Origin of the sequence: Desulfosporosinus cupriresistens (assembly GCF_001707885.1) — a bacterium.
In the GTDB taxonomy this organism is placed as follows: domain Bacteria; phylum Bacillota; class Desulfitobacteriia; order Desulfitobacteriales; family Desulfitobacteriaceae; genus Desulfosporosinus.
Genome location: NZ_MASS01000030.1, coordinates 1 through 26,210, shown reverse-complemented (window position 1 = coordinate 26,210; position 26,210 = coordinate 1). Strand labels below are relative to the sequence as shown.

Genomic DNA, 26,210 nt, shown 5'->3' with positions numbered 1-26,210 from the left:
TCTTCGTTAAAAAAAGATAAATGAGTTGTTAGTGGAAATAGATGCTTATAGCCCAAATGAAGAGTCTATTAACTATTTTTATTAATCAAAACACGGCAAGATACTAAAATTTATTAATGGATTTATTTGGAGCATTGTATTAAGTACAGGATAATATATTTTAATATAAGTTCCCATAAGGAAGATTTAAGGAGTTTTTATAAATGACCCAAGATGATGTCTGTTTTTTTAGAGCTTGGTTTGAAGATTACTCAAAGAGCTATCCTGCAGAAGATGCGGAAGTCGAGGCCAACCTAAGATATAAAAGAGAACATTCCCTTAGAGTTCGAGATTATGTGCTAACAATTGGACAGGATCTTCAACTAGATACGAACCACATGTTTCTGGCGGAGGTTATTGGGCTTCTTCATGATGTTGGACGTTTTGAGCAGTATGCAAAGTACCATACGTTCAAAGATCACCAGAGTGAAGATCATGCGAAATTAGGACTCTCGGTTTTGGAAAGGGCTAAGATCTTTTCGGGCCGTGTGAGTGAGTTGGAAAAGGAGATTATTCTTACAGCCATCAAGAATCACAATCAACGCGTCATCAATGAAAACGTGAGCGGAGATACTTTGATGTTTTGCAGGCTCATCCGGGATGCCGATAAGCTAGACATTTTTGAGCAGGTCATTAGTTTTTATGAGAACCCCTTGCGGACTCCGCATTTTGCTGTAGAGCATAATCATGAAGAGGAAAATTATTCCTCGGAAGTTATTCAGGGCATTCTGAGTGGAAAACAAATTTCTTATACCTCTGTCAAAACCTCTGTGGATATTAAGTTGATCCGCTTGTCTTGGTTGCTCGACATGACCTTTCCGATTGCGTTGGCAATAGCCAAAAGGAAACAGTATCTTGAAAGACTAAGGGCGTTTATTCCTGTGACAGTTGATACTCTTAAAGTTTTCCAGTACATAGAAGCTCAGATGGACAACTAAGAAGATTTTATACAGCGATGGAAATATCAAAATGAATCAAATATATATTCCATGTCAATTAGCGTATCAACTCTAGTCATTAAGGGAATAGAGCTGGACGTTTTCATAGTCGCCTATAAATTATGTACTTTGAGAAGGAAAATGGCAGAAAATGTGGAAAGTCATAATGAGAGCATAAGATGCTTTTTATGAAAAGCTTGTGGTATTTTGCACAATTATTCCAATGATAGTTTACTCTACCAAAACTGAAGGGAGAAGTATATGCTAACTTTTTTTGCTGGGCTAGGGTTAAAGGGAATATTGGTTTTAGTTTTTGGGGTTTTTATTGTTATTTCTATTCTTAAAAAGCTATTTAAATTGGCCATTACCATTGCGGTTATTGCAGCGTTTATTCATTTCGGATTACCGATACTTCAGACTGCAATGTCTAAGATGTGACTTGTGGAGCCTAGCCCAGTATCAAACTTGGCAGGCTCTTTTGTTTTGCTCGACTTCTAAGAGCAGGGAAAGTTTCTGGACATTTTGCGTTGAGCCATGTGAACAATGGTTAATGAGCATATAAATGTCCTGTGTGCCGCAACAGACTCATTCATGCCGGGGGATGTACCGAGTGTATCACGGGAGATTGGGCCAAGTGTGCACAAGAGATATAGGGAATATTAACCAATAGAAGGTGTCGATTTAGCATATCGACGCCTTTTTGTGTCGGGGTGAAAGGAAAGATATTCGAAACCTTCACTGATATTTATAAATCTAAGAATAGATGAAATTTGTTTTTGGGTATTTATTCTATTATAAGAATCTTGTTGGTAATTGTAACAGAATTGAATTATCTACTTTATAACTCGCATACTAAGACCATGCACAAAATCAAAGATCACAACGGCCAAGTTGGTCACAACATTGGGTGAATAGTTTGTTTCCAGATAATAGCTGAAATTACGTAGAAAAGGCTTTATGGTTTATAAGTAAGGAGGAAAAACCATGGCTCGAATTATCGTGTTGGGAGGAAACTTTGGGGGTCTCACAAGTGCTTTAGAACTAAGGCGAAAATTAGGTCATCAACACGAGGTCATCATGGTCTCAAAATCACCTAATTTTTTGTTTGTACCTTCGCTACTATGGATTCCCTTTGGGAAGAGGAAACTCAAGGATATAACAGTACCGTTAAAACCCATTACGGCCAAAGCAAGAGTTCAATTTATCTGTGCAGAAATCATTGAAGTATTAGCGGAAGAGAAGCTTGTCCGATGCAGAGAAAAAGACTTTAAGTATGATTATTTGATCATTGCAACTGGCCCGGAATGGATCTTTGACCAAATACCAGGTTTAGGTTTGGATAGTAACGTGTCCTTTATCGTTAATCCCGAAACAGCGCGAGAAACTAGGAAACGCTGGTTAAAATTTGTTAAAGATCCGGGTCCTGTCGTAATTGGAGCAACGCAAGGATCTCAGTGTACTGGGCCTGCTTACGAATTCCTGTTTAACTTAGAGAAGCGATGTCGAGATCTCGGAATACGTAAGAAGGTTAAAATCACCTTTATTACCCCAGAGCCTTTCCTAGGGCACTTAGGTTTAGGAGGAATTACTGGAAGTAACTTCTTACTAAAAAAACTTTTATCCATGTTTAGGATAAACTACATAACCAATGCAGAAATTCAAGAGGTCTCTAACGAAAACATCTTACTTAAACAAGGGCAAAGCATCCCCTACAAGTTTTCGATGCTTATGCCGACGTTTAAAGGTGCCCAGGTTGTCGAGAATTCAACCGGATTAGGAACTAAAGATGCTTTCATATCCGTTAACAATGCTTACCAGCATAAAAAATACCCGAATATTTTCGGAGTTGGTATTGCCGCTGATCTGCCCAGGAGGTTTAAAACGCCAGTTCCCATAGGCATTCCCAGGACGGGATATCTTGCCGATGAATCTGCCAAAACTGCTGCGGAAAACATCGCCAGATTGTTAAGTGGAAATAATAAGCTCGAAGAGAAGCCCATGGAGAAGATACCAGAGCTTTGTATCATGGATGCCGGTGATAAGGAAATGTTGAGTATAGCAGATAGCCTGCTAAAGCCACGTAGATTTTCCCTAGTGTTACCGAATCCATTTTACGACATTAGCAAAATAATGTTTGAGAAGTATTATCTTTGGAAAGTAAAACATGGTTACAGTCGATTACCTTAAGCCTTAAGAGTACTTGCCTTGTTGCCAGCTATTCCAAGCCTTCAAATTGCATATTATAGTAATGAGCATATATTCCGTTGTTCTCAATCAGCTGTTTGTGGCTGCCTCTTTCTTGGATGCCAACATCAGTAACCACGACAATTTCGTCCGAGTTTTTTATCGTACTCAGTCTATGAGCAATCACGATGGTGGTTCTGTCTTTAGAGAGGCTTTCCAGTGATTTTTGAATGAATTGTTCACTTTCATTATCAAGCGCTGAGGTAGCCTCGTCCAAGATTAAGATCGGAGGATTTTTTAAAAACACCCTGGCGATTGACAGTCGTTGCTTTTGACCGCCGGAGAGTCTGACTCCTCGTTCTCCTACGTACGTATCGTAACCCTTGTCAAGAGACATAATAAACTCATGAATATTGGCATTTTGAGCAGCCTGTATGATTTCGGCATCCGTAGCATCGGCCTTACCGTAGGCAATATTTTTTTTAATTGAACCGTCAAACAGATAGACATCCTGCTGCACAATGCCGATCGCGTTTCGTAGAGACTCAAGCGTAAAATCCCGGATATCCTTACCATCAATGGTCAACGATCCTGCGGTTATGTCATAAAATCTCGGTAAGAGAGAACATAGGGTAGTTTTCCCCCCACCGGAAGGTCCGACCAAGGCAATCGTTTTACCTGCTTTAATCGTTAGACTTACATTATCCAAAACGTTGTAATCATCGTTATAGCGAAAGGATACATTTTTATATTCAATCTCCCCTAAAACATGGACAAGAGGTTTAGCGCCTGCTTTATCTAGGATATCGGGTTGAGTTTCCAAAACTTCATTAAAGCGTTTAAATCCAGCGTACCCCTTTTGAAACTGCTCAGTAAAGTCAATCAGCACATCAATCGGATTGATAAAGATGTTAATGTAGAGGACATATACAGCTAGATCGGTAATTTTCAACGAACCTTCGGCAATAAATAAACCTCCCGAAACGATAACAACAACATAAAGCAATCCCTCAAAAAACGAATTCCAGGCGTGAAAATTCCCCATGGTTTTGTAGGTCTCCATTTTAGATGATAAAAACGCCTGATTGCTTTCGTTAAATTTTTCACTTTCCACAGTTTCATTGGCAAAGGACTTGACCACCCTAATTCCAGAGAGACTATCCTGCACGCTGGAATTCACCGCGGCAATTTTCACCCTGTTATCGGTAAATATGGGTGCCATTCTAATATTTTTATAGATAGTAAAGAGCACCATGACAATTGTGACGAACAACAAGATTAAGGTCATTTTAAAATTGATCATCATTAAGATAATAAAGGAACCCACGATTTTTAGAACAGAGATAAAGACATTTTCCGGACCGTGATGAGCAAGCTCAGATATATCAAACAAGTCGGCGACTAGTTTAGACATCATTTCTCCAGTATTGTTTTTATCATAATAGGAAAAGGATAACCTTTGAAAATGATTAAACAAATCTTTTCTCATCTCGGTTTCCATTCGAGCACCCATAATATGTCCCCAAGAAATAATAAAGTATCGACAGAAATACTTTATGATGTACATGACCAACAAGGCGATGCCCACAAATACTAAAGCATGTAGAATTGTTGGCTTATCTTGAGTAAATAGATTTTTGGTCAGATAACTAAGGATTTGAGGAAAGGCCAGATCAATGATGGAAACGATCACGGCGCAAAACATATCCGTGTAAAAAAGGAGACTATGAGGTTTATAGTACTTGATAAATTTCTTGAAAATATTCATCGATGTGCTAGGTTCCCCTCTCAGAACTTTTATCTCATTGTAACAAGAGAAGTAGAGTTTGCCTACTGGTCAAGAACAAGGCTGGACACATGGATTTGTGTTCCAGCCTTGAAAAGTTCAAAAGTAAAATATTTGATCATGCCATTAGATATTGATCAAATATCAATCTCATTGCCAAAGGTAAGTATTATTAAGGGAGCTTTTTAATAGGATTAACCATTGACTTTCTTTAAAAGCTCTGCCATATTTTTCCCAAGGACTTGGAAAGTCTGGATACCTTCAGCATCATTTTGGACATCGCCAGGATCACGGGATAGGGTCATATTCCAATAATTTGAACTGCAAATAATCATTTCCGCGATCCCAAAAAAGAAGTTAATGGCCGAGTAAGTGAAGGTTGATCCGGCTCTTCGGACGGAAACCACAGAAGCCCCAACTTTTCCCTTCAACATTGTCCCTCCATTGGACTTCGCCACAAAACCGCAACGATCGATAAGAGCCTTTACCTCTGTGCTCACATTGCTGAAATAGGTGGGTGAACCGATAATGATTCCATCGGCCTCTTCCATTTTCTGAATGAAAGTATTCATTTCATCGTCCTTACGTGCACACCGATTATCTTTTGTTTCTCGACATTTACCGCAGGCTAAGCAGCCAAAGACTTTACGCCCACCCAATTGGATGATCTCTGTTTCAATACCTTCCTTTTCTAACTCAGCTAAGACGATCTTCAGGCTCTGAGCAGTATTGCCATTAATCCGCGGACTTCCATTAAATGCTATAACCTTCATATTCATTCACTCCTTATATTTTCAGCTCAAGTAATTGTGTAATATAATAATAATCGATATAATATAACTTAACAAGTACGTACTATATCGTACTATAGTATGTAATTGCATACTTAGAGTGAAAAGGATTATACTTCTAAGTTAGATATTTATCAGTCAAATGAGGAGTGAAACGAATGATCAAGTTCAAAAATAATGAATATCAATGTTCAATGGAATTGACTTTAGCCCTTATAGGTGGAAAGTGGAAAGCACTAATACTCTGGCATTTAGCGGATAAGACCTTAAGGTACAGTGAATTACGGAAAGTCTTGCCAAATGTGACGCCTAAAATGTTGACCCAACAGCTTAGAGAGCTGGAAGACAGTGGATTGGTCAAGAGATTTATTTATACACAAATACCGCCAAAAGTTGAGTATTCTCTAACTCAAGCAGGTAAGAGCCTCCTGCCAATTTTAGATACCATGTGTAAGTGGGGACTGAACTACGCCAATGAATATGAACAAATAGAAGAAAAGAAACCAACTAAAGAAGAAACTGAAAGTGTTTAATCCTGTTATAGGAACACATTAATTGGGCATTCTAAGATTGTTTCCGACAAATAAATAAATGAATGAGGAGGACTGGCAAATGAGAAAACTGGCTGTAAGTTTTTTAGCTTTGGCTTTGTTGGTTTTAAGCGCCGTGCCTGCCTTCGGGGCTGTTGATCAAGCTAAATTGAAGGAGATCAAAGCTCTCACCCAACAAATGTATACCATTAAAGCGCAGATTGTTGATAAGGAAGTAGAAGCCGGAGTACTGGATCAAACTAAAGCCGAAAAAATCAAAAACGCCATGCAAGAACGTCAACAAAAAATTGAACAGGATATTGACAAAGGCGAATTTCATGGTTTTAAGCACAAAAAAGGCTGCGGCCGTAAACCCTCTAATGATTCCCCCATTCCTCAAAAAACAGAGTAAACTCATTCACTGATCTTGCATTGTCGGATAACGTTAAGAAGCGAACCCTAAGGGAATTTAGGGTTCGCTTCTCTATCTACCATCAGAGGTTGACTCTTGAATTGTCTTCAATTGTGCAGTTTCCGAGGTGAGTCCTTGGAGCATTTTCCTTACTTCCATATAGTCAGGTAGGAAATAGCTGGCTTGAGATTTATCTGTACCAACGCGAATAGTAAACGTTTTTGGCGGCAAAACGCCTGGCCAGGAATGTTCGAGGGCGAGGACGGCAAACAAGTCCTCATCGGTAGTATCATCCCCAATGGCCAGAATAATATCATAGTTGTCTTTGAGCGCTAGATAGAGGCCGGTCGATCCTTTTGTCACTTCAGAGTTTCGAATTTCAATGACTTTATTGCCTTGGAGAATATGAATATTAATATTAGAAGTGAAAGCGACCAACTCGTCCATTAGTTCACGAGCACATGCGGCACTAAGCTCAGGATTTGCTTGACGGAAATGCCAAGCCAATGAAAATTCTTTCTCTTCGATAAATGAGCCAGGGAGTCTGTCAGCATACATTTCGAGGATTGGCATAAGATTGCGTTTCCAGGTGTTGACCAGAGGTTTTCTCAAACTCCACGGTTCTCCCGGTCTTTTGAGCCAAGCCCCATGCTCAGCCACGAGGGTGATATTTAAGGAGCCGAGCCAAGTTTCCAAGATCGCTCTGTCCCTGCCACTAATGATAACCACTTCTGTATTGGTTTCGGTCAAATTCTGCAGAAGATCCAGAAGTTCCTTATCGGGTTTAGCTTGGTCAGGGCTGTCGGTAAACGGAACCAGTGTTCCGTCATAGTCAAGAAGCAACAGCCGTTTATCGGCCTGATGGAAAAAGGTGTGCAAGGTCTGTTGGTGTCTGTCAAGAGGAAGGGTCTGGGATTGGCCTTTCTGCACCTGCAACAGTTCTTGGATAAAATCGCCTGACCAGCGTACCACATCGTAACGTTTGAGTTGCTGTTGCATTACTTCATTGCGCTTTTTCTGCTCTGCTTCAGGCATTGTCAAAGCTTGTTGCAAAGCCCCTGCAATAGCTTCAAGGTTATTCGGGTTGATGATTAGAGCCTCTCCCAATTCTTTGGCAGCTCCAGCCATTTCGCTCAGAATAAGCACACCTGTTTGATCAAGGCGAGCAGCCACATATTCTTTAGCAATTAAATTCATGCCATCCCGCAGGGGGGTAATTAAAGCTACATCGCTTTGTCTGTACATGGCCAGCAGAGCGTTAAGTGGTAAAAACTTATATTGGTAAATAATCGGTGTCCAGTTAAGCGTGCCGAAACGACCGTTTATCTCACCCACAAGTTCATCGATCTGTCGTTTCATTTGTTGATAATGCTTAACTCCAACGCGAGAAGGAACAACGATCATGAGCAGTACTACTTGCTCGCACCACTGGGGGTTGTTCTCCAAAAACAGCTTGTATCCCTGTAGGCGGTTACTGATTCCTTTACTGTAGTCTAAGCGGTCTACCGAAAGAACGGCTTTAAATCCGTCAAGTAGTTGTTCAAGTTCTTTCATGTTTTGTCCAAACCCTGAACTTGCAGGGTTTGAATGATATCTTTCGTAATCAATGCCCATGGGAAAGGTTTCAACTTTAACCGCATGATCCTGAGCTAGGATTTGCCCCAGTTTATGTTTATATCCTAAAATCCGCAGCACCGACCGTAAGAAATACTGGGCATATTCATGCGTGTGAAAGCCAATAAGATTTGCACCTAGGAGCCCGTGCAGGATTTCTTGGCCCCACTCAGACGGCAATAGGCGATAGAGTTCATAGGATGGAAAGGGAATATGCAGGAAAAAGCCAATAGGAGTATGGGGGAGTTCTTCCCGGAGCAGGCCCGGCAGGAGCATAAGGTGGTAATCGTGTACCCAGATGACATCACCCGGTTGGATTACCTCTAACACCGCGTCCCTGAAGATCTTGTTAACCTCTCGGTATTGGTGCCAGTAATCCTTGTCATAGTCAGTATAGGACGGAAAATAGTGGAACAAGGGCCAAATGATTTTATTGCAAAAACCCAGATAAAATTTGTCCATAGCCTCAGCCGATAAGAATACAGGAGAAGCGTTGAGATCTTTTAAGACGCGCTTCACATCCGTTTGCATCTTATCCTGCACTGTGATTCCCGGCCAACCGATCCAGACATATTCGATGTCCTGGGTCGAGGTGCTTTTCATCAAATCTAGATAAGCACTTAAGCCAGAGACCAATCCCCCAGCGCTTTGTTCAAATTTGAGTTTGCCTTCCTTCTGAACCCCGTTCAACGGCAGTCTGTTAGAAACAATGATTAGTCTCATGAACATTTCTCCTTTCTACTTGATACAGCTCCCCTTACTATAAATTTATTGTTCTTACTAGAAATAAACAAAGGAACCGCGTTAGGCGGTTCCGCAAGGCCCTCAATCCATGGTTAAATTAAGCGCAAATGAATTCAAGTATGTTTTTAAGGCCAGAGGAAACCTTGTGAAAGATTTACTTATTTTACCTAACAACTTAATAATATCATTTGAGTTGCCTCGTGTCTAGTCTCCAAGAGTTAAAAACAAGCGGTGAAATGGCGGCTGGAATTAGTTATGCAGTGAGAGATTTTCAGCTAAACATAAGAACCAGGTACGGGTTTAAGATTAGCTGTGTGTTATGGTATAGTATAGTTTCTCGCCAAAACGGAACGATAAGTGTTGAAATTATCCGCGACGCTGAAGCAATTATAGTGGAATTAGCAGATAAGTGAATTGAACTGGTAGCAATTCATTGGAATAGAGGTATTAAAGATGATCAACGATCCCTTGAAAATATTTGTGACTGTAGTCGAATATAAGAATTTCTCCCGTGCCGCTGAAGAGCTCTATTTGTCCCAACCCAGTGTCAGCTTGCAAATTCGCAATTTAGAAAATGAACTCGGCTCGAAGCTCATGAATCGCTCTTCAAAACACTTGGAGCTTACCCAATCGGGCGAAATCTTCTATGACTATGCCAAGCAGATGTTGCTTCTGTATGACAAAGCAAAAGAAGACATCGACCAGTTAACAAATGTGGTTACAGGCTCACTGAAAGTTGGAGCAAGTTATACGCTTGGAGAATACATTTTGCCCTTTGTATTGGCTGAATTTGCGGCTCAATTTCCGACTGTGGACATAGAAGCGTCTATCAATAATACGGAGGAAATTACTCAAGCAGTTCGGGCCAACCACTTGGACATTGCTCTTGTGGAAGGGGAAGTAACCTATTTAGATCTTGACATCCGTCCTTTAATGGAGGATGAGATTATTTTAGTGGTACCCAACCAACATCCCTTGGCTAAGCTTCCAATAGTTACTGCGGATCATCTCCAGGATCAAGTGTGGATTCTTAGAGAAAGCGGTTCTGGAACGCGGTCATTCTGTGACAAGCTTATTTCGGATTGGGGAATTAACGTTAAAAAGACCTACGTCTTTGGAAGTAGTCAAGCCGTAAAGCAGGCAGTAGTGGCTGGTCTAGGTATGGCACTTGTCTCATGTTGGATTGTCCGTAAAGAATTAGACGCGAAGGAATTGACGCGGGTTTCGATTAAAGGGAAGCGACTTTCTCGTTCATTTTCTTTAATAAGATCGAAGAATCACGAAATGTCCAAAGCAATGGAAGTTTTCACGGAACAGCTCTTCTCACATGACCTACTTACCTGATTAAATGGACAATTTACCTCCGGAAAATGGATAACTAAAGAGCCGATTACTCTTTGGGAGTAGTCGACTCTTTTTAAGTAGATTAGGTGCTCTCAAAGCCCTTTGGTATTGAAGATCTTCAGGCTTTTTGTTGGATCAAAAGATGAAGATGAGGGGATCGCCAACGCAGCAAAGATCCGTTATAGACGCCAACTAGGGTTTTGATTAAGACAAGACTAAAGAATCCTAACAAAGCGATAAATTGTATCAATCCAGCTATTGCAAAGAACGAATGCCCTAAAAGATGGTTCAAGGCGTAGGTTCCAGTTGTAAAGCTGCCAAGTGGGAAGACGTAACTCCACCAGCCCAGGTTATAGGGGATTTTACTTTTTTTGTCCATAAGATGCACAAGCGAGTAGAGACTGGCGATCATGATCCACCAGATGCCCACTCCCCACATCGCAACAGCAAAGAGGATACCCAGAGCATAAAATCCGGCGTTCCAAGCACCAAAGAGGGGCTGAGTGACAAGGGGAAGAGTGCAAAAAATTGTCATAGACATTCCTAGGGGACCGATTTCGATCCAAACGCTCGGGGCTAAGCTCCCAGCAATCTTACCTTGATAAACAAGCCGGGAATAGTATAAACTGCTGATCATGATAAATAGGAAAAAAGTCATGCCAAACATAGCCAAAATGAGCATAGCAAAAGAAAACTGATAAGTAGAAGAACTCCAAAAGGGGATAAGATTAGCACCTGTAGCTGCGGCTACGATGGGGGGAACAACTGGAATTAGCCAACTGGCATGGGTTTCCTCAACGGAAACTTGGTGGGTGACAAAGAGTAAATAAGGTACAATAACGACGGTAAACAGAGCAACTATAACTCCGCAAAGCCAGATGACTTTACTGATCAAGATAGCAGTTGACGGAGCAAGCATGTGCGTACCGATGACAAGATAGTCATTTCCAATCACATTGATGCCCATCGCTAAGGCACCATAAAAAAGGATCTTGCTCGGGTCGGAAAAATCCTTGAGTGCCTCGTCAGTGTGGCGTATCCATCGCCACAACCACAAGCCAAGAGCAATGGTAAAAACCACATTATCGACAAGAAAAAAAGCCATGCCGGTCATGTGTTGTCCAGGGAGAGGAATGGGCGATGTATAAGTCAGAGCAGCGACAATACCAATTCCCATGACTACTGTGAACCAATTAGTGCCAAATTGGCGGGCAACGGAAAGGTGTTTATCAGGTTTATCAATTAGGGTACGAGATAAGGCAACTTGGGATGCTAGCACAGTCATTTCTCCAATCCTAGGTTATATCGTGTTGACGACTAAGATAAGGATGCGAGGTCGTCTACAACCTCACTATAATGTGTCTGGCAAGGTAGAGCAATTCTGATTTCGAATACAAAGTATTAGAAAAATGAAGGTTTAAAACATGGGGATTAGTAAAAATATTAATAGAATGGCCAAGAGAATAACATAAGCCAGTAACGCTCCTTTAAGAAATGTGAGGGAGGTTACTGGCTTTTATGATTATCTTAGCGTGGGCTTACGAAAAATTATAGGTCCAAAAAGATTCACGCCTGAGCATGTGGCTATAAGAGTCCTTCGATGATGGTTTTTTTAACTGTCCATTGGCAAGGCGTCCAAGAACTAGTTGTGATTGAGTCCTGTGCGCCCGGATCGCAGCCAGCTTCACTTCAGCCATGTCAGAAATGTCATTGACGATATCCGGTGGGCCGAGCACATCCTGACAGTCACGGGCAAAAGCGTGAGCATGTACTATAGGGCGTTCTTGATCAGAAAGACGAGAGATCGCACGGATAGTTACATCGCCAAGAGCATTGTGATCTGGATGTACTGCGTAACCGGGATAGTGGGTAAGGACCAGGGAGGGCTTGAGCTCGCGCAGGATTTGTTCAATTCTATCGGCCAATATTTCAGGATCTTCAAACTCAATCGTTTTATCGCGTAACCCCAGTTTAATCACCTTTTGGATGCCGATAGCCTGGCAAGCTTTCTCCAATTCTGCTTCCCGAATTTTAGGTAACGACTCACGGGTGGCAAAGAATGGTTTTCCCATATTGCGCCCCATTTGGCCCATAGTACCGCAGATATAAGTGACCGGAACCCCTGATTTGGTAAATTGTGCTATAGTTCCACCACAGCCAAACGTTTCGTCGTCTGGATGGGGAAAAACTACGAGAACATGTTGTTCCAAGAATTATTCCTCCCACGTTAATCAAAATTTACGGCAACGTCTGAACCCCGTTGCGGTGTTCAGGCGACGGCTTTACAGTTCAAAGGGGTGCAAACTGAGTTCCAAAGCTACAGCCAGACGCCCCTCTTGATCATGACCGGCCAGTAAGAGTTGGCCTTCTTGCTCCATCTCAAAATCAGTCAGTCCTTCGGCGTAGACCCAGCCGAGTTCCATCTTGAGCCCGACGCGATATGGGCCGTCACCTGTGATGATCCCTCGTCCATAAGAAATACGACCATTGCGAATATATGCCCCTACAGTCATATTGCTCTCTCGGTTATGGGCTGCATAGGCTCCATTGGTCGTCTCTAGGTGGAGGTATACATCTCGGTTTAGAAAATTGTCCAGCGCAGGTTGTACAATCGACTTATCTATTGGGTTCATGAACTATCAATCCCTCCACCAATGATTTATTTGAATTTCTTCGTGGCATTAAGTGTAAATCTTCGCTTCAACTACCTAATGGCAGATTCAGACTAATGAAGGATTAAACCTATGCTTTGTCCTCATTATATACCATTTTTCTTGTTATTTACACCAGCGTGGTTGCGCGGGCAGGATTCCTACCGGAAATCTGGCTGGGGGAAGCGATTGCAGAACGGATGAGCCTAAATTTTAGTGTTAAGTAGAAGAAAAACAGTTTATACTTTGTTAATAAACTGTTTAGGGAAAATCAAGACCATTAGGTTAGAATATCCATAGGAAGCTTCCACAAATATAGTTGAGGGGTTGAACGAATGAAAGTTAAAAAGAAAACGGCAATGCTCGTTAGTTTTACACTGGGGACTTTGTTGTTAGCGACAACTGCCCTGGCAGACATTGTCACAAAAAGCGGCTATGACCAGTTAAAGGATGCTCTTAAAGTGACTGCCGAGCAGAGCAGCGACAAATTTAACAGTTTCACAATGGATTTATCAGTTGCGATAAAAGATAATGGCAAAACGCTAGGGACCACAAACGATATTCATAAGTACGACAGAAGTAAGAATGCGTCAGAAAACATTTCATCTAGAGAACGGATTAACGGAGATAATATCAATTCCCAAACCTACTCAGATAAGACGACCGAAATCCGAGTTTCCCAGAGTGATCCGACTTACTATGTGACGGAGTACCCCCAGGAAAGAAAGGAAGAAGCTTTTTCTAATCCTTTCAAGGAAGATGGTGCTGACGATATTGAAAAAATAGCGGACGCTGTCGTGGGGAGTCTAAAAGACCATGTGGTAGTCACGGAAAATTCGGATGGCAGTAAAGGGTTCGCAGGCTCATTAACTGAGGTGCAAATCCCATCCTTGGTCAATGCTGTGGCTTCGTTTCAAACGAAACAAGAATTCAACGGTAGTCAAGATATTCTACCTCATCTCACCAAGGATGTTTTTGTCAAAGAAGTTAAGGGTACAGCCAAAGTTAACAAAGACGGTGTGCTGGAAAGTATCTTAGGATCTGCAGTGCTGTCTGGTAAGGATGAGCAAGGAACGGTTCATGAGATATCTATTGAAGCTTTATTCAAAATTTCCGATATTAACGCAACAACGGTTACGAAACCTGATCTTACAGGGAAGAAAGTTGTTAAGGACACTGCAAGAGAGTACGGGTCTGAGATTACTAATCCTGAAAAGTTTGTTGGCAAATTTAAAAATGATATTCTTATCGAAAAGGACGGCAAGTTTGTTAAAGTCGGAGAACAGATTATGGAGATCTCACATTTTGATAATCAGACCCTTACAGGACAATATTACGAAGTATATAAGCCGGGATTTGAAGAATATGCGAATAGCGAGCGTGATTTCAAATTTAACGCTAAAAAGTCAGATCAGAAAAATTCCTCAGAGTTTGATTACACTACGGAATCTGGCAGTAAGCGAAGCATTTACGTTGATGACCATTCAGGACAGTTGTATTTGAATGGGGTTATGATGTCCAGAGGGAACCTGATCTTTGATTCATCCTTTAGACCAGATTTAGAGTAAGTGCTTTATATAAAAGAGGAGATTGATAGCTGCCGGGAGAATTCCTGGCAGCTGTATTAGGTGTTCACTAGGGAGGAAAAGGCATGGAAAAAATTATTGAGATTGAAAATTTAACCAAGTCCTATGTCAATGGACGTGGTATCCAGGATATTAATCTTGATATATTTAAAGGGGACATCTTTGGTTTTCTGGGCCCAAATGGGGCTGGAAAAACCACAGCCATGAAAATAATGACAGGACTCATCCGGCCAGATCGTGGGGATGTGAAAATCTTCGGACACAGTGTGACGGAAGAGTATGAGTTAGCGATGGAAAAGGTAGGTTGTCTTATCGAAATCGCAGAATCTTACGCTTATCTTAGCGCCTTTGATAATCTGAAGCAGTTGGCTCGGTACTATCCAGAGGTCGATCATCACCGGATTGAAGAAGTGTTAGAGCTGACAGGTATGAGCAAGTATAAGCATGAAAAGCCCAAAAAATTCTCTCTCGGGATGAAGCAGCGCCTAGGTTTGTCGGCGGCAATATTATCCCGACCTCAGGTCGTCATTCTTGATGAACCGCTGAACGGTCTCGATGTCGAGGGAATGATCGATATTCGCAGGATGATCCACCATTTGGCGGAGCAGGAAAAAACCACATTTTTCATCTCTAGTCATCTGATCCATGATGTAGAGCTGACCTGCAATCGCATCGGGGTGATCTACAATGGAAAAATGCTCAATGTTGAGAGTACTCAGACTATCTTGAACAACTATGCGACTCTAGAGAATTATTTTGTAAGTGAGGTAGAGAGAAATGGCCGTGTTTCAAGCTGCGCTCGTTAATGAAATCGAGAAGCTCTATAAAAAGAAAAAGGCCCTGGTGGCGGTTTTGCTTTCTCTGGCTGTGATTGTCATAGGGCAACTGGCTATTGTCGGAGTGAGAAGTGGCTTCGGACTCCGAGGAGCGGGAAGTGTTGAATTTCCGATGCTCGTATTGTCGGTGGTGGTCAACACCGTCCTGCCGCTCTTTACGGCCTTAGTTACGATAGATAGTTTCTCGGGAGAGTATTCTCAGAATAGTATGCGCATCACCTTGACTCGACCAGTAAGCCGATTTAAGATCTTTACCGCCAAAATTACGGCCATCGTGCTATTTATCTTGGTCACGCTACTGTTATTACTCATCTTTTCGATGGTGGCCGGGTTTATGTTTAATACGAATTCCGCAACCTGGGACTCTTTGGGCCGGACAGTGTTTTCCTATCTTGTTAGCTTACTGCCCATGACTGTTTTGGCTTTAGGGATTGTCCTGTTAGCCAATCTCTTTAAGAGTGGAATATCCGTCTTTTTTATATCTATCTTGGCTTTTATCGTCTTTAAGGTATTGGGAGTGCTCTTTTCTCAGTATTCAAGTCTATTCATGACAACACAACTTGACTGGTATAATCTATTTCTGGTAAACTCTTTTCCACTAGGAAAAATTATGCGTCAATTTATGATCATGCTCGGATCGGGTATAATGCTGTTTACAGCTGGTTTTTACCTATTTGATAAAAAGGAATTTTAGGGTGACGTTATGAACCTCAAAAAACGTTTGATTTTAGCCAACGCTTCAACAGTAGTCATTCCCATGATTGTTACTGTTTTTATTGCTTTGGCTGTTCTTTTTGTTGTCGGTAAATTATCGACTCATGATATATCGTTCGAAAACTACCAGAAGTTATCACAAATTAAGTTTGAGCTCATAAATAGTGAAGCCGGTATTTTGCAGCGCACACCTGAGGTGGTAGAGCAAGAAAGCTTTCAAAAGCATCTCCAGGAACGGTTGGCAGAAATTAATGGAGAGCTCATGATGCTTAAGCAAGACAAAGTCATTTTCTCTTCCCGGAATTTCAGTAAAATCGATGTGGCTAAGTGCTTAGAAGCAGGAAACTTGCAGGGGGGAAGAGAACTTGTCGTTATTGGCGACGTTTCTTATACTGTTGAATTAATCAATCTTAAGTTTAAGGATGGTTCCCAAGGGAGCGTGTCATTGCTTGCCCCTGTGGATCGATCCGTCGCGAATCTGACAAGTTTCCTAGTGTTGATAGGTGTTACATTTGTTCTAACATTTATGCTCAGCAATATTGTGGTTTCCTATCAATTTTCTCGAAGTATTATCACGCCGCTTCAGAATCTGCAACGTGCGGCGGCGGAAATTAGTCGAGGTAATCTGGATCATCCGATTGTGGAGGAAGGAGATCAAGAGATTCAAGCGTTGTGTCGTGATCTTGAACTCATGCGAATTAAGTTAAAGGACTCAGTGTATACTCAATTAAAGTATGAGGACAACCGCAAAATGCTTATTTCCAGTATTTCTCACGATTTAAAGACGCCTGTGACCTCAATTCAAGGGTATGTGGAAGGTATCTTGGATGGTATAGCCAATACTCCTGACAAAAGGGAGCGATATTTAAAGACGATATCTTTTAAGGCCCACCAAGTTGACCAAATGATTGACGATTTGCTGCTTTATGCTAAGCTCGATCTCAACCAAATTCCCTTTGATTTCGAAAGAACGGACATCGAGGAATATCTTAAACTCTGTGTAATCGAAAGTGAACCAGAATTAGAAAACAGTCAAATTCAGATTTCATTTCATAACGAGTTGCGTGAGAAACAACAACACGTCTTGTTAGATCGCGAGAGAATGAAACGAGTGATTATGAATATCCTGGATAATTCTCGCAAATACATGAGTAAAGATCGCGGCGAAATAAAGATTTTACTAAGAGACACTGCTGCCAGCCTGATTATTGAACTGCGGGACAACGGTTCAGGGATCAGTGAAGAGGATTTGCCCTACATTTTTGATCGCTTCTACCGATCAGACGCTGCTCGAAGCAAAGGAAGCGGTTTAGGCCTGGCTATCGCAAAACATATCATCGAAGGACACAATGGAAGAGTATGGGCGGTCAGTCACGGGGAGGAGGGGGTCAGTATCATGATTTCGTTAAGTAAATCTTGATACTGGAGGATAGTAATGAAGAAAAAGATCCTAATTATTGAAGATGATTCCAGTATTGCTGAATTACAAAAAGACTATCTCGAAGTTGCTGACTTCGACGTCAGAGTATGCACCAATGGATTGGAAGGCTCAAGAGAGCTTCAAGAAAATGAAGTTGATCTACTGATTTTAGATATCATGCTCCCTGGGATCGATGGGTTAGAAATTTTGCGGAGTATGAAGGAGGATAAAGATATTCCGGTTCTCTTAGTATCGGCCAAAAAGGAAGAAATCGATAAAATTAAAGGGTTAAGCCTGGGTGCCGACGATTATATCACGAAACCTTTTAGTCCAGGCGAACTGGTCGCGCGAGTCAAAGCCCACTTAGAGAATTATGACAGGCTAAAGTATCGCTTTAGCCAAGGTGTTAAGAAGGGGAATGCTTTGACGATTCGGGGGCTTAAAATTGAAAAAGACTCCCATAGAGTCTTTGTTCTCGGCCAAGAAGTAAGCTTGGCTCAGAAAGAATTTAGCTTACTCTTGTACTTAGCGCAAAATCCTAACAGAGTGTTCGGGCGAGAAGAACTATTCGAACGTATCTGGGGGTTAGACGCCTTAGGAGACTCCGCAACAGTTACAGTGCACATCGCTAGAGTGCGTGAGAAAATTGAAAGTGATCCATCTAACCCTCAATATGTAGAAACAGTTTGGGGGGCGGGCTATCGATTTAGGGTCTAAAGGCACATCGGTTTAGTATGTAGGACACTCAAAATGTTAGGAAGTAGTTATTAATTAAACGTATGGGTACTGATGCAAGGGTCATTTTTTAAGACATAGTATCTCTCTTCCCGATCAATTATGTTTGCTGCTTTTAACTCTTTAAGTGCCTGGATGGCCATTACACGTGAACAACCAATTAAATCAGCTAATTCTTGCTGGGTAATTTTTAAATCGATCAGGGTTGAAGTTGACGTTTTTCGTCCATACTGTTCGGCGAACCGGTAAAAAAGTCGTAATAATCGCTCTTTAACCGTCAGTCCAGTTTCTTTTCCTGACTTCAACATAGTTTCATAACGCTTTTGCCCCAGGTAGCCAATAATCCTCATGGCAAACGTAGGGTCTTGTTTGATCAAAGCCTCAAATTGTAGTTTACTGAAACTGCAGACACAAACCTCTTCCATGGCGATAGCACTTGAATGCTCGGGTTGATCCTGATATAGGGACAACTCACCTAGGACTTCACCGGGACCACAGATATCAAGAATTGTTTCATGGCCATCCACGGTTGTTTGGGTAAGTTTCAGTTTTCCCGATTTTATGAGGCAGATGGTGCTTGTTTTCTCTCCTTGACGGAACAGGTAGTTTCCCTTAGAAAACTTCTTTTTTTGTGTACAATGACACAAGTCCATGATTTGATTTTGGGCCAGCCCTTTAAAAAGATCTAATTCCTGGAGACAGATGATGCAATGTTTCATAATTTCTCCTCCTTCTCCATTATTTTTACATTCTTTTTACTTTAGAGACAAGGGATCAATGGTTGTATAAATAAATTCTATCAAACAATGTCCAACACTACTATAAAAACTAAAACATAATAATCCCGCCTGTATTGGCGGGATTATTATTGTTTTGCTAATTTTCTACAGGAGCATCTCAACTTTTTCGGCCTTAAACAAAACCAGTTTCTCTTCTATGCAGGCTTTGCCTGAAAGCCTAAAACCTTTGGGCCCACCGTCCATCGTTGCAATGACAACCTGCATCATTCCGTTAGCTTTGATGTTTTGCTGGGTAACCTCCATCTTATAAATACCAAATCCCAGGATGTCCTCATCTCTGATTTCCGCTACTTTTCCCACCACGATCATATGTGGTTCGCCTTGGGCGGAAACCGTGGTGATGGGAACGAATGGAGCCTTTGCTATCGTATCCTTAATTTCTTGAGTTATAACCATGTCAAATCACTCCTTAAAATTATTTCGTAGAGTATGTTCTTTTTACAAAAGCGCTGTAAGTACTTCTATTCTCTTCTCCTCTCCTCTCCTCCCTGAGCTAAGTAATGCCTCAAATAATTGGACGTAATGATTAACTCGTCTTACCTAATCTTAGCATGGGGCTTAAAAGAAAAAAGTTAAATAATTAACATAAAGGCCTTTGTTTTCAAATGTCTCTAGGACACTTAGGAAAGAAGAAAGAGCAAGAAGCCAGCGTTAGCGTAGCTCCTTGCTCTTTCTTCTTTCCCCGAGTTGTCCACTTCGACTAGCTTAAACCTCTTTAAGTAAGATCTGACTAAACTCAATTCTAGGGCGAGCTTTGGGGTTTTGGTCAGGATAACCGATGGGGATTAAGGCCACAACATTATAATTCTCAGCTAAATCAAGGATCTGTTTTACTTTCTCCTGGTCGAACATCATAATCCAACACGTACCGAGGCCCAGGTCAACAGCTCGCAATGTAAGGTGATCAATAGCAATCGCTGCGTTTAAGCGAAGATAGGCTTCAGCAGTAGCTTGATCCATCGGTCTGCGCTTAGCGTAACCATCTGGGTCCATCTTATCGAGGGGGGTATCTGCGAAGGCCCCAGCTTCTTTGAGTTCTCGTGCTCGGGTGCTTAAGCTTCCAAGCGATTCAGTGTCCACGCAGCAGGCAATGACAACCGGTGCCTGACTGACAAACGGTAAAGGAGTAGCTTGGCTCAATTGGGCACGAACGGCATCACTCTTAATCACAACAAAGCGCGTAGGTTGTAGATTACTACCAGATGGAGCCAGTCGGGCGGCTTCAATAAGTTGGGTAATGAATGCTTCTGGGATGTGCTCAGATTTAAATTTTCGAATGCTTCGTCTTGTTTCCATAGCCTCGAGTAATTCCATTTAGAACATCTTCTTTCATTGCAAAATCGTTCAGGCCTTTGGAGGTTATTTCCATTGATTTCTTCTTGAGCTGGCGTACTCATTGTTTTTAACTATTAGCCTGATAGGATTAATTTAATGCTTTTTCACTATTATATACTATGTTTCTGTCAAGAGGCAGGAGAAAATGATTTACCACGATCTTAGAAGGAATTTAATGAAGAGTGTGGAGATACATGTCAACAAGAAGTGCAAAGGAAGGGGGTGGAAAGATGACTTTAATCAACTATCGTGGACAAGTAATCGGTATCAATTCTGCTAAGTTTCAACAGACAAATATTGAAGGAAAATGGGATTTGCGCTAACGTGATGGCATTCTCATATAGACAGTTATCTATAAAGAAGGTATAATAAGGATATAGATATTTTTCGATATTATTCACTTAAAAATAGGACGGTGATTTTATGAAGTATAGTTACGCAGAATATGTTTTATTATTTAAGGCAATTGCTGATCCGACACGCCTGAACATCGTCGACTTGCTTTCTTGTGGTGAAATGTGTGGCTGTCAACTTTTAGATAACTTTAAAATTACGCAACCAACCCTGTCCTATCATATGAGGATACTGTGTGAGAGCGGGCTTGTTAATGGAAGGCGTGAAGGGGCATGGATGTATTATAGTATTAATGGCGCAGTCATAGAAACTATGTCTGAGTTTTTAACTGAGATTAAATCCAATAAAGACAAATGTATTAGTAACTCTGATAGTCAATGTAATTGTTAGGAGAGGTGAATGGTCGTGAACAAATTAAAGGTCGCCTTCGTCTGTGTACACAATTCATGCCGCTCACAGATGGCAGAAGCTTTAGGGGAAAAAATGGCAGGAAATGTCTTTGAGTCATCGTCAGCAGGTACGGAAACAAAACCTAATATCAATAAGGATGCTGTTCGAATCATGAAACAGCTTTATGATATTGATATGGAAAAAACACAGTTTTCAAAGCTTATTTCCGACATACCTCAGCCAGATATAGTTATAACTATGGGATGTAATGTAAATTGTCCATATTTGCCGTGTCAGCATAGAGAGGATTGGGGCCTTGAAGATCCAACTGGAAAAAGTGATGATGAGTTTCAAAAAACGGCAAGAACAATTGAAAGAAAAATTCTAGAACTTAAGGAAAAGATAATGACTAACCAGTTCGGTGGCTAAATTGTTAGAAGAGGTGTCAAGTAAATGGAAATTTCCACGAGAGAACTGAAAATTACACCAACTTCATCTGAATTGACGTTTAATGACGTTGTAGGTACTTGGAAAGCCCGCTGGGGAATCAACAGAATGAACTATACCGTGGAACCTGGTCTTTATAGTGTGGGAAAACCCAATAGCAATTCGCCTGTCTTGGTTTCAGCTAATTATAAAATGAGCTTCGATAGCTTAAGAAAAGAATTGAGTGGGGTAGATGCTTGGATTCTAGTGCTCGATACCAAAGGCATCAATGTATGGTGTGCTGCCGGAAAGGGAACCTTTGGGACCCAAGAGCTTCTAAACCGTATTGCAATAGTACAGCTGGAGAAGGTTGTCTCTCACAGCAAGGTTATAGTTCCACAATTGGGTGCACCGGGTATAAGTGCACACGTGGTTGCCAAGTTTTCTGGTTTTAAAGTCGTTTATGGGCCAGTGCGGGCCAAGGATCTAAAAAAATTTATCGAGTCAGGAATGAAAGCCACGCCAGAAATGCGGACGGTCAAGTTCACGACCTATGATCGCCTTGTTTTGACTCCAGTAGAACTTGTCGGTACTTTCAAAGTCTCTTTAATGATTTTCGGTGTACTCTTTTTGCTAAATCTTCTCGGTTTAGGACCTTTCGGTCTCGTTGATTTTTACGGCTATATGGGCTCAGTTCTAGTAGGCTGTGTTTTAACCCCGGTCTTGCTGCCGTTGATTCCGGGCAGAGCTTTCGCTTGGAAAGGATGGATGTTGGGATTTATTTGGGCGATCATTGTTAACGTGCTTAATGGTTGGAATGAATGGACGGCGGTTCCTCAATATAGTATTTTGAAAGCTTTAGGATATATGCTTATTCTTCCTTCTGTAGCGGCCTTTTTAGCGATGAACTTTACAGGCGCTTCAACGTTTACTTCATTTTCAGGTGTCTTGAAAGAGATGAGAAAAGCAGTTCCAGCGATAATTATCTCGCTCATCTTGGGGATCATTCTGCTATTGGTTAATAGCTTTATTAAACTCTAAGGAGTTGTTAAATATGACGAATCGATATTTGAAAAATGTTGCTACATTGAAACTGAAGTCGGATCAATGTACGGGTTGTGGCAGGTGCCTTGAGGTTTGTCCGCATAATGTATTTCTAATAGAAGATAGGAAATCGGTCATTGTTGATAAAGATCGTTGCATGGAATGCGGTGCCTGCGTCAAAAACTGTCCATTTAATGCTCTAGAAGTTAAGCCGGGGGTGGGTTGTGCCTTCGCGATCATTATGGGCTGGCTGACAGGAACAGAACCAAGCTGCGATTGTTCAGGCGGCAGCGGAGGCGGCTGTTGTTAAGTAGGAGCATCATAGAAGGGGCGCTGGCCGTATAAGACGGTTTCTGACAGGAAGTGATGATATTGACCGTATATTCGACCAACAGTTGAATAATGATTAGTCTATCACGTTTCTTTATGGTATATTATATTTGTCAACGACAATTAATCATTATGCGTAATGAAAAACCAGTCTAATTGCGACCAGCTTAGGACTAGACCTGCACAATGATTAGATCAAGAAATTATTAAGGGAGGGAACTTTATGGATAACCAAAAAACATTACAGAATCTAATGGAAGCTTTTGCTGGAGAATCACAGGCTAATCGAAAATATATCGCTTACTCAAAAAAAGCTGAGGCAGATGGTAAAAAGAATGCTGCGAAGCTTTTCAAAGCCGCTTCAGATGCTGAAACTATTCATGCCCTTAAGCATTTCGAGGTTGCGGGTAAGATTATGTCGACGGTTGAAAACTTAAATGATGCAGTAAATGGAGAAAATCATGAATATCAAAGCATGTATCCCGAATTTTTAAAAGTCGCTCAGGAAGAGGAAAATAAAGCTGCAGTGAGAACCTTTACATATGCCTTAAAGGCTGAGGAGGTACATGCTAGACTTTATAAAGAAGCACTTGAAAATCTTGAACAAGAGGAAGAAGTGTTCTACTATCTTTGTCCTGTTTGTGGGAACATCGAGAAAGTAGTGCCCGAAAAATGTTTTATTTGCGGTACCTCGGGAACGAAATTCATCAAGTATTAAGATCTTTGCTTCAGTAACTTCGATAACTTCAGTAACTTCAGTAACGTGAAAAGCCCCTTGAGTTGTTAATACACGAAATATGTAACCCAAAATCCCCACCTGTTTGACTAGGTGGGGATTTCTTTATTAAAGAACTTTACAATAGGAGACCTATCTATAAGGTCATGGGCAAGTTTTGCCTATGACCTTATAGCAATCAGACCTTAACAGTTTGCTTTCTGCAGGGTAAGGGTCGTCTTAGTATGCTGGTTAAAGGGAGATATGTAGTTCAGACGGATGGATAAGAGCAGAGCGCAGAGCAGGAAGCTTAAGATCATGCTGATGACTCCACCCCAACCAAGGGTTTGCCAGAAGGTTCCGCCAATTGTTCCTCCCGAGCTCGAACCTGCATAGTAGAAAAAAAGATAGAGAGATGACGCCTGCGCCTTATCGTGAATAGCCTGGCGTCCAACCCAACTGCTCGCTATGGAATGACTGCCAAAAAAGCCAAAGGTAAAAAGGGCAATACCCAGGATTTTAATTACTAGAGGAGTGATTAAAGTAAGACAGGCACCAAAGGCCATGATTAGTAAGCCAATTTTGAGCATCTTGTTTCGACCGTGCATATCAGCTCTGCGGCCCATCCAAGTGGAACTAAACGTGCCTACAATATATATTACGAAAATAAAACCAACTAACGTTTGACTAAGCGAATAAGGAGGAGCTATTAATTGATAGCCGATATAGTTATAAAGGGTAACAAAACTTCCCAAAACAAAGAAAGCAATACCATATAAGCAAAGCAAACTAGGGTCTTTCAGTTGGTTAACCATTGATTTCGTTAAGTTTCCAATATCAAGCGGACGGGGTTGAAAATGTTCTGATGGAGGTAATAGGTACCAAAAGAGCAAGCTCGCCAAAATACTTAAAACCCCAACTGTGCCGAGAGCTACTCGCCAATTAAAGAAATCAGTAAGCATCCCAATAATAATACGACCACTCATACCCCCAACTGAGATCCCACTGACGTAGAGACCCATCGCGACTCCTAAGTCCGCTGGTTCAATTTCTTCACTGAGATAAGCCATGGCCACTGCAGGTAAACCCGCTAAAACGATTCCCTGAAGGATGCGGAATAGGAGAAGAACATGATAATTAGGGACAAAGGAGGTGAGAATGGCTAGTATAGAGGCTGAGATTAGAGAAAAGTTCATCAGAGGCTTACGTCCCTTTACTTCAGACAAGGAACCTACGAAAAGCATACTGATCGCAAGTGCTATCGTCGTTAAGGAAAGGGATAAGCTCGCAACAGCCGGGGAGATATGAAACTCGTGCGAAAACTCTGGCAACAGAGGTTGTGTACTGTACATAATAGCAAACGTGTTGAAGCCACCAAAAAACATAGCTAAGGTCGTTTTACGAAAAGCTTTAGTGCCTTTCTTAATATAAGGCATTCTCTTTCACATCCAAAATAGATTTTCTTATATAGTACACCTTGACAGCTTATAACGTCTAATTTATAATTTGCATTGATTTAATGCATCCAGGTTATACAAATATATGGATGTACTGATTAATAGGCACTAGAGAGGTATTTTCATGGAATGGACTCAACTACAATATTTTCAGACCGTAGCCCAATTGCAACACTTTACTAATGCGGCAGAAGTACTTTCAATTTCCCAACCGGCTCTAAGTCGCTCGATTGCCAGGCTAGAAGAGGAATTAGGGGTTCCTTTATTTGAAAGGCAAGGACGCACGGTTTCACTCAATACTTACGGCGGAATTTTTCTTAATCGTGTCAATCGCGCAATACAGGAAATTACGATCGGGCAACAAGAAATTCAAGATTTGGTAGATCCTCTAAAAGGAAGTGTTTCTTTGGGGTTTATCCATTCCCAAGGCTCTAATCTTGTTCCGGATTTACTTGGTTTATTTCGTAAAAGCTTCCCGGACATACGATTCATGCTCTCCCAAAACGTGACGAATCAGATCTTGGATCAACTTGAGGCAGGCGAAATCGATTTTTGTTTTTGCTCTCAGCCTTTTTCTCGGGAAAATATCCATTGGATCCAATTGTTGACCGAAGAAATTATACTTATTGTACCGAAGGAACATCCACACGCCAAACGAAGCACTGTTAATCTCAAAGAACTATCAGAAGAACCGTTTATTACTTTTAAAACTGAACTGTCTTTAGGAGAGACTATTTATCGTATTTTTAAGGAGGCAGGGTTTTCGCCAAAGGTAACCTTTGAGGGAGAAGAGGTCGGAACCGTGGCGGGACTGGTTGCTGCCAAGCTTGGAATAGCCCTCATTCCGAAAATCAGAACCTTTGAGATGATGGGAATATCTCAAGTCCATGTTTCAGAACCTAAATGTCAACGGATTATTGGAATGGCTTGGGTGGAGGGCCGATATATATCCCCAGCGGCGAAACATTTTAAGGAATTTGTATTGGAGCATTTTGTAAATGCTTGAGATGAAAATCGAGAAAAGCAGCTATTTCA

29 protein-coding genes are annotated in these 26,210 nt (G+C 41.4%); 19 read left to right on the top strand and 10 right to left on the bottom strand.

The genetic code is table 11. The features are described from left to right. Positions 1-203 precede the first annotated feature (203 nt). From DSBG_RS12745 to DSBG_RS12740, 3 genes are all read left to right on the top strand, one after another. Positions 204-977 (top strand): HD domain-containing protein, encoded by a 774-nt coding sequence (locus DSBG_RS12745; protein ID WP_068964702.1) that lies wholly within the window; start codon positions 204-206, stop codon positions 975-977. 261 nt (positions 978-1,238) lie between these two features. Beyond that, positions 1,239-1,415: a hypothetical protein gene (locus DSBG_RS23125; RefSeq protein ID WP_176716269.1), complete on the top strand. Its 177-nt coding sequence runs from the start codon at positions 1,239-1,241 to the stop codon at positions 1,413-1,415. A 546-nt stretch (positions 1,416-1,961) separates the two neighbouring features. Further along, positions 1,962-3,164, top strand: coding sequence for an NAD(P)/FAD-dependent oxidoreductase (locus tag DSBG_RS12740; RefSeq protein WP_068964701.1), 1,203 nt, complete (start codon positions 1,962-1,964; stop codon positions 3,162-3,164). A 28-nt stretch (positions 3,165-3,192) separates the two neighbouring features. On the opposite strand, the gene DSBG_RS12735 is transcribed toward DSBG_RS12740, so the two are convergent. Together DSBG_RS12735 and DSBG_RS12730 are read right to left on the bottom strand one after the other, a co-directional pair. Then, complete coding sequence (locus DSBG_RS12735) at positions 3,193-4,929, bottom strand: ABC transporter ATP-binding protein (RefSeq protein ID WP_068964700.1); 1,737 nt, start codon at positions 4,927-4,929, stop codon at positions 3,193-3,195. A 212-nt stretch (positions 4,930-5,141) separates the two neighbouring features. Beyond that, positions 5,142-5,720, bottom strand: coding sequence for a flavodoxin family protein (locus DSBG_RS12730; RefSeq protein WP_068964699.1), 579 nt, complete (start codon positions 5,718-5,720; stop codon positions 5,142-5,144). 176 nt (positions 5,721-5,896) lie between these two features. Here DSBG_RS12730 and DSBG_RS12725 point away from each other — a divergent pair, with 176 nt between their 5' ends. Both DSBG_RS12725 and DSBG_RS12720 read left to right on the top strand, forming a co-directional pair. After that, positions 5,897-6,271: a winged helix-turn-helix transcriptional regulator gene (locus tag DSBG_RS12725; RefSeq protein WP_068964698.1), complete on the top strand. Its 375-nt coding sequence runs from the start codon at positions 5,897-5,899 to the stop codon at positions 6,269-6,271. A gap of 79 nt (positions 6,272-6,350) precedes the next feature. Next, complete coding sequence (locus DSBG_RS12720; RefSeq protein ID WP_068964697.1) at positions 6,351-6,680, top strand: DUF2680 domain-containing protein; 330 nt, start codon at positions 6,351-6,353, stop codon at positions 6,678-6,680. A 72-nt stretch (positions 6,681-6,752) separates the two neighbouring features. Here the strand turns inward: DSBG_RS12720 and DSBG_RS12715 are convergent, their stop codons facing one another. Next, the gene (locus tag DSBG_RS12715) at positions 6,753-9,017 is read right to left on the bottom strand and encodes a bifunctional alpha,alpha-trehalose-phosphate synthase (UDP-forming)/trehalose-phosphatase (RefSeq protein WP_068964696.1); all 2,265 of its coding nucleotides are present in this window, start codon (positions 9,015-9,017) and stop codon (positions 6,753-6,755) included. A gap of 209 nt (positions 9,018-9,226) precedes the next feature. On the opposite strand from DSBG_RS12715, the gene DSBG_RS23120 reads away from it, so the two are divergent. After that, positions 9,227-9,451 (top strand): hypothetical protein, encoded by a 225-nt coding sequence (locus DSBG_RS23120; RefSeq protein ID WP_176716268.1) that lies wholly within the window; start codon positions 9,227-9,229, stop codon positions 9,449-9,451. 40 nt (positions 9,452-9,491) lie between these two features. Next, on the top strand, positions 9,492-10,382 hold the full coding sequence (locus DSBG_RS12710) for a LysR family transcriptional regulator (protein ID WP_068964695.1): 891 nt from the start codon (positions 9,492-9,494) through the stop codon (positions 10,380-10,382). Between the two features lie 118 nt (positions 10,383-10,500). Here the strand turns inward: DSBG_RS12710 and DSBG_RS12705 are convergent, their stop codons facing one another. The 3 genes from DSBG_RS12705 to DSBG_RS12695 form a co-directional block, all read right to left on the bottom strand. Continuing rightward, positions 10,501-11,667 carry a TDT family transporter gene (locus tag DSBG_RS12705; RefSeq protein WP_083236849.1) on the bottom strand — a complete coding sequence of 389 codons (1,167 nt, stop codon included), beginning with the start codon at positions 11,665-11,667 and terminating at the stop codon, positions 10,501-10,503. A 253-nt stretch (positions 11,668-11,920) separates the two neighbouring features. After that, positions 11,921-12,592: a bacillithiol biosynthesis deacetylase BshB2 gene (gene bshB2, locus DSBG_RS12700; protein WP_068964694.1), complete on the bottom strand. Its 672-nt coding sequence runs from the start codon at positions 12,590-12,592 to the stop codon at positions 11,921-11,923. 72 nt (positions 12,593-12,664) lie between these two features. Next, positions 12,665-13,015: a YojF family protein gene (locus DSBG_RS12695; protein WP_068964693.1), complete on the bottom strand. Its 351-nt coding sequence runs from the start codon at positions 13,013-13,015 to the stop codon at positions 12,665-12,667. Between the two features lie 353 nt (positions 13,016-13,368). Between DSBG_RS12695 and DSBG_RS12690 the strand changes: the two genes are divergently transcribed. From DSBG_RS12690 to DSBG_RS12670, 5 genes are all read left to right on the top strand, one after another. After that, positions 13,369-14,601 carry a hypothetical protein gene (locus tag DSBG_RS12690; protein ID WP_068964692.1) on the top strand — a complete coding sequence of 411 codons (1,233 nt, stop codon included), beginning with the start codon at positions 13,369-13,371 and terminating at the stop codon, positions 14,599-14,601. Between the two features lie 83 nt (positions 14,602-14,684). Further along, the gene (locus DSBG_RS12685) at positions 14,685-15,425 is read left to right on the top strand and encodes an ABC transporter ATP-binding protein (RefSeq protein ID WP_068964691.1); all 741 of its coding nucleotides are present in this window, start codon (positions 14,685-14,687) and stop codon (positions 15,423-15,425) included. Next, the gene (locus DSBG_RS12680; protein ID WP_068964690.1) at positions 15,397-16,149 is read left to right on the top strand and encodes an ABC transporter permease; all 753 of its coding nucleotides are present in this window, start codon (positions 15,397-15,399) and stop codon (positions 16,147-16,149) included. Before DSBG_RS12685 ends, DSBG_RS12680 begins: the two co-directional genes overlap by 29 nt. 9 nt (positions 16,150-16,158) lie before the next feature. After that, the gene (locus DSBG_RS12675) at positions 16,159-17,589 is read left to right on the top strand and encodes a sensor histidine kinase (RefSeq protein WP_068964689.1); all 1,431 of its coding nucleotides are present in this window, start codon (positions 16,159-16,161) and stop codon (positions 17,587-17,589) included. A gap of 15 nt (positions 17,590-17,604) precedes the next feature. Beyond that, positions 17,605-18,306 (top strand): response regulator transcription factor, encoded by a 702-nt coding sequence (locus tag DSBG_RS12670; protein WP_068964688.1) that lies wholly within the window; start codon positions 17,605-17,607, stop codon positions 18,304-18,306. Positions 18,307-18,356: 50 nt separating this feature from the next. Here DSBG_RS12670 and DSBG_RS12665 read toward each other — a convergent pair whose 3' ends face one another. The 3 genes from DSBG_RS12665 to DSBG_RS12655 all read right to left on the bottom strand — a co-directional run bounded on the left by DSBG_RS12665 (position 18,357) and on the right by DSBG_RS12655 (position 20,420). Beyond that, the gene (locus DSBG_RS12665; protein ID WP_068964687.1) at positions 18,357-19,043 is read right to left on the bottom strand and encodes a Crp/Fnr family transcriptional regulator; all 687 of its coding nucleotides are present in this window, start codon (positions 19,041-19,043) and stop codon (positions 18,357-18,359) included. Between the two features lie 165 nt (positions 19,044-19,208). Then, the gene (locus DSBG_RS12660) at positions 19,209-19,520 is read right to left on the bottom strand and encodes a pyridoxamine 5'-phosphate oxidase family protein (RefSeq protein ID WP_068964686.1); all 312 of its coding nucleotides are present in this window, start codon (positions 19,518-19,520) and stop codon (positions 19,209-19,211) included. Positions 19,521-19,829: 309 nt separating this feature from the next. Beyond that, complete coding sequence (locus DSBG_RS12655) at positions 19,830-20,420, bottom strand: nitroreductase family protein (RefSeq protein ID WP_242877598.1); 591 nt, start codon at positions 20,418-20,420, stop codon at positions 19,830-19,832. A gap of 233 nt (positions 20,421-20,653) precedes the next feature. On the opposite strand from DSBG_RS12655, the gene DSBG_RS24050 reads away from it, so the two are divergent. From DSBG_RS24050 to DSBG_RS12630, 6 genes are all read left to right on the top strand, one after another. Next, positions 20,654-20,782 (top strand): hypothetical protein, encoded by a 129-nt coding sequence (locus DSBG_RS24050; RefSeq protein ID WP_282434215.1) that lies wholly within the window; start codon positions 20,654-20,656, stop codon positions 20,780-20,782. Between the two features lie 100 nt (positions 20,783-20,882). Continuing rightward, positions 20,883-21,203: an ArsR/SmtB family transcription factor gene (locus DSBG_RS12650; RefSeq protein WP_068964684.1), complete on the top strand. Its 321-nt coding sequence runs from the start codon at positions 20,883-20,885 to the stop codon at positions 21,201-21,203. Positions 21,204-21,218: 15 nt separating this feature from the next. Further along, a complete protein-coding gene (locus tag DSBG_RS12645) occupies positions 21,219-21,632 on the top strand; it encodes an arsenate reductase ArsC (protein ID WP_068964719.1) in 414 nt (137 codons plus the stop codon). 24 nt (positions 21,633-21,656) lie between these two features. Then, positions 21,657-22,670: a mercury methylation corrinoid protein HgcA gene (gene hgcA / locus DSBG_RS12640; RefSeq protein ID WP_068964683.1), complete on the top strand. Its 1,014-nt coding sequence runs from the start codon at positions 21,657-21,659 to the stop codon at positions 22,668-22,670. 13 nt (positions 22,671-22,683) lie between these two features. Further along, positions 22,684-22,983, top strand: coding sequence for a mercury methylation ferredoxin HgcB (hgcB, locus tag DSBG_RS12635; protein WP_068964682.1), 300 nt, complete (start codon positions 22,684-22,686; stop codon positions 22,981-22,983). A gap of 243 nt (positions 22,984-23,226) precedes the next feature. After that, a complete protein-coding gene (locus DSBG_RS12630) occupies positions 23,227-23,721 on the top strand; it encodes a rubrerythrin family protein (RefSeq protein ID WP_068964681.1) in 495 nt (164 codons plus the stop codon). 203 nt (positions 23,722-23,924) lie between these two features. On the opposite strand, the gene DSBG_RS12625 is transcribed toward DSBG_RS12630, so the two are convergent. Then, positions 23,925-25,154: an MFS transporter gene (locus DSBG_RS12625; protein WP_068964680.1), complete on the bottom strand. Its 1,230-nt coding sequence runs from the start codon at positions 25,152-25,154 to the stop codon at positions 23,925-23,927. Positions 25,155-25,299: 145 nt separating this feature from the next. On the opposite strand from DSBG_RS12625, the gene DSBG_RS12620 reads away from it, so the two are divergent. Further along, positions 25,300-26,181: a LysR family transcriptional regulator gene (locus DSBG_RS12620; RefSeq protein ID WP_068964679.1), complete on the top strand. Its 882-nt coding sequence runs from the start codon at positions 25,300-25,302 to the stop codon at positions 26,179-26,181. Positions 26,182-26,210 lie beyond the last annotated feature (29 nt).

Bases quoted from the DNA above. Each gene is read 5' to 3' on its own strand.
- DSBG_RS12745 (WP_068964702.1), top strand. From the start codon at position 204: ATGACCCAAGATGATGTCTGTTTTTTTAGAGCTTGGTTTGAAGATTAC.
- DSBG_RS23125 (WP_176716269.1), top strand. From the start codon at position 1,239: ATGCTAACTTTTTTTGCTGGGCTAGGGTTAAAGGGAATATTGGTTTTA.
- DSBG_RS12740 (WP_068964701.1), top strand. From the start codon at position 1,962: ATGGCTCGAATTATCGTGTTGGGAGGAAACTTTGGGGGTCTCACAAGT.
- DSBG_RS12735 (WP_068964700.1), bottom strand. From the start codon at position 4,929: ATGAATATTTTCAAGAAATTTATCAAGTACTATAAACCTCATAGTCTC.
- DSBG_RS12730 (WP_068964699.1), bottom strand. From the start codon at position 5,720: ATGAAGGTTATAGCATTTAATGGAAGTCCGCGGATTAATGGCAATACT.
- DSBG_RS12725 (WP_068964698.1), top strand. From the start codon at position 5,897: ATGATCAAGTTCAAAAATAATGAATATCAATGTTCAATGGAATTGACT.
- DSBG_RS12720 (WP_068964697.1), top strand. From the start codon at position 6,351: ATGAGAAAACTGGCTGTAAGTTTTTTAGCTTTGGCTTTGTTGGTTTTA.
- DSBG_RS12715 (WP_068964696.1), bottom strand. From the start codon at position 9,017: ATGAGACTAATCATTGTTTCTAACAGACTGCCGTTGAACGGGGTTCAG.
- DSBG_RS12710 (WP_068964695.1), top strand. From the start codon at position 9,492: ATGATCAACGATCCCTTGAAAATATTTGTGACTGTAGTCGAATATAAG.
- DSBG_RS12705 (WP_083236849.1), bottom strand. From the start codon at position 11,667: ATGACTGTGCTAGCATCCCAAGTTGCCTTATCTCGTACCCTAATTGAT.
- DSBG_RS12695 (WP_068964693.1), bottom strand. From the start codon at position 13,015: ATGAACCCAATAGATAAGTCGATTGTACAACCTGCGCTGGACAATTTT.
- DSBG_RS12690 (WP_068964692.1), top strand. From the start codon at position 13,369: ATGAAAGTTAAAAAGAAAACGGCAATGCTCGTTAGTTTTACACTGGGG.
- DSBG_RS12685 (WP_068964691.1), top strand. From the start codon at position 14,685: ATGGAAAAAATTATTGAGATTGAAAATTTAACCAAGTCCTATGTCAAT.
- DSBG_RS12680 (WP_068964690.1), top strand. From the start codon at position 15,397: ATGGCCGTGTTTCAAGCTGCGCTCGTTAATGAAATCGAGAAGCTCTAT.
- DSBG_RS12675 (WP_068964689.1), top strand. From the start codon at position 16,159: ATGAACCTCAAAAAACGTTTGATTTTAGCCAACGCTTCAACAGTAGTC.
- DSBG_RS12670 (WP_068964688.1), top strand. From the start codon at position 17,605: ATGAAGAAAAAGATCCTAATTATTGAAGATGATTCCAGTATTGCTGAA.
- DSBG_RS12665 (WP_068964687.1), bottom strand. From the start codon at position 19,043: ATGAAACATTGCATCATCTGTCTCCAGGAATTAGATCTTTTTAAAGGG.
- DSBG_RS12660 (WP_068964686.1), bottom strand. From the start codon at position 19,520: ATGGTTATAACTCAAGAAATTAAGGATACGATAGCAAAGGCTCCATTC.
- DSBG_RS12655 (WP_242877598.1), bottom strand. From the start codon at position 20,420: ATGGAAACAAGACGAAGCATTCGAAAATTTAAATCTGAGCACATCCCA.
- DSBG_RS24050 (WP_282434215.1), top strand. From the start codon at position 20,654: ATGTCAACAAGAAGTGCAAAGGAAGGGGGTGGAAAGATGACTTTAATC.
- DSBG_RS12650 (WP_068964684.1), top strand. From the start codon at position 20,883: ATGAAGTATAGTTACGCAGAATATGTTTTATTATTTAAGGCAATTGCT.
- hgcA (WP_068964683.1), top strand. From the start codon at position 21,657: ATGGAAATTTCCACGAGAGAACTGAAAATTACACCAACTTCATCTGAA.
- hgcB (WP_068964682.1), top strand. From the start codon at position 22,684: ATGACGAATCGATATTTGAAAAATGTTGCTACATTGAAACTGAAGTCG.
- DSBG_RS12630 (WP_068964681.1), top strand. From the start codon at position 23,227: ATGGATAACCAAAAAACATTACAGAATCTAATGGAAGCTTTTGCTGGA.
- DSBG_RS12625 (WP_068964680.1), bottom strand. From the start codon at position 25,154: ATGCCTTATATTAAGAAAGGCACTAAAGCTTTTCGTAAAACGACCTTA.
- DSBG_RS12620 (WP_068964679.1), top strand. From the start codon at position 25,300: ATGGAATGGACTCAACTACAATATTTTCAGACCGTAGCCCAATTGCAA.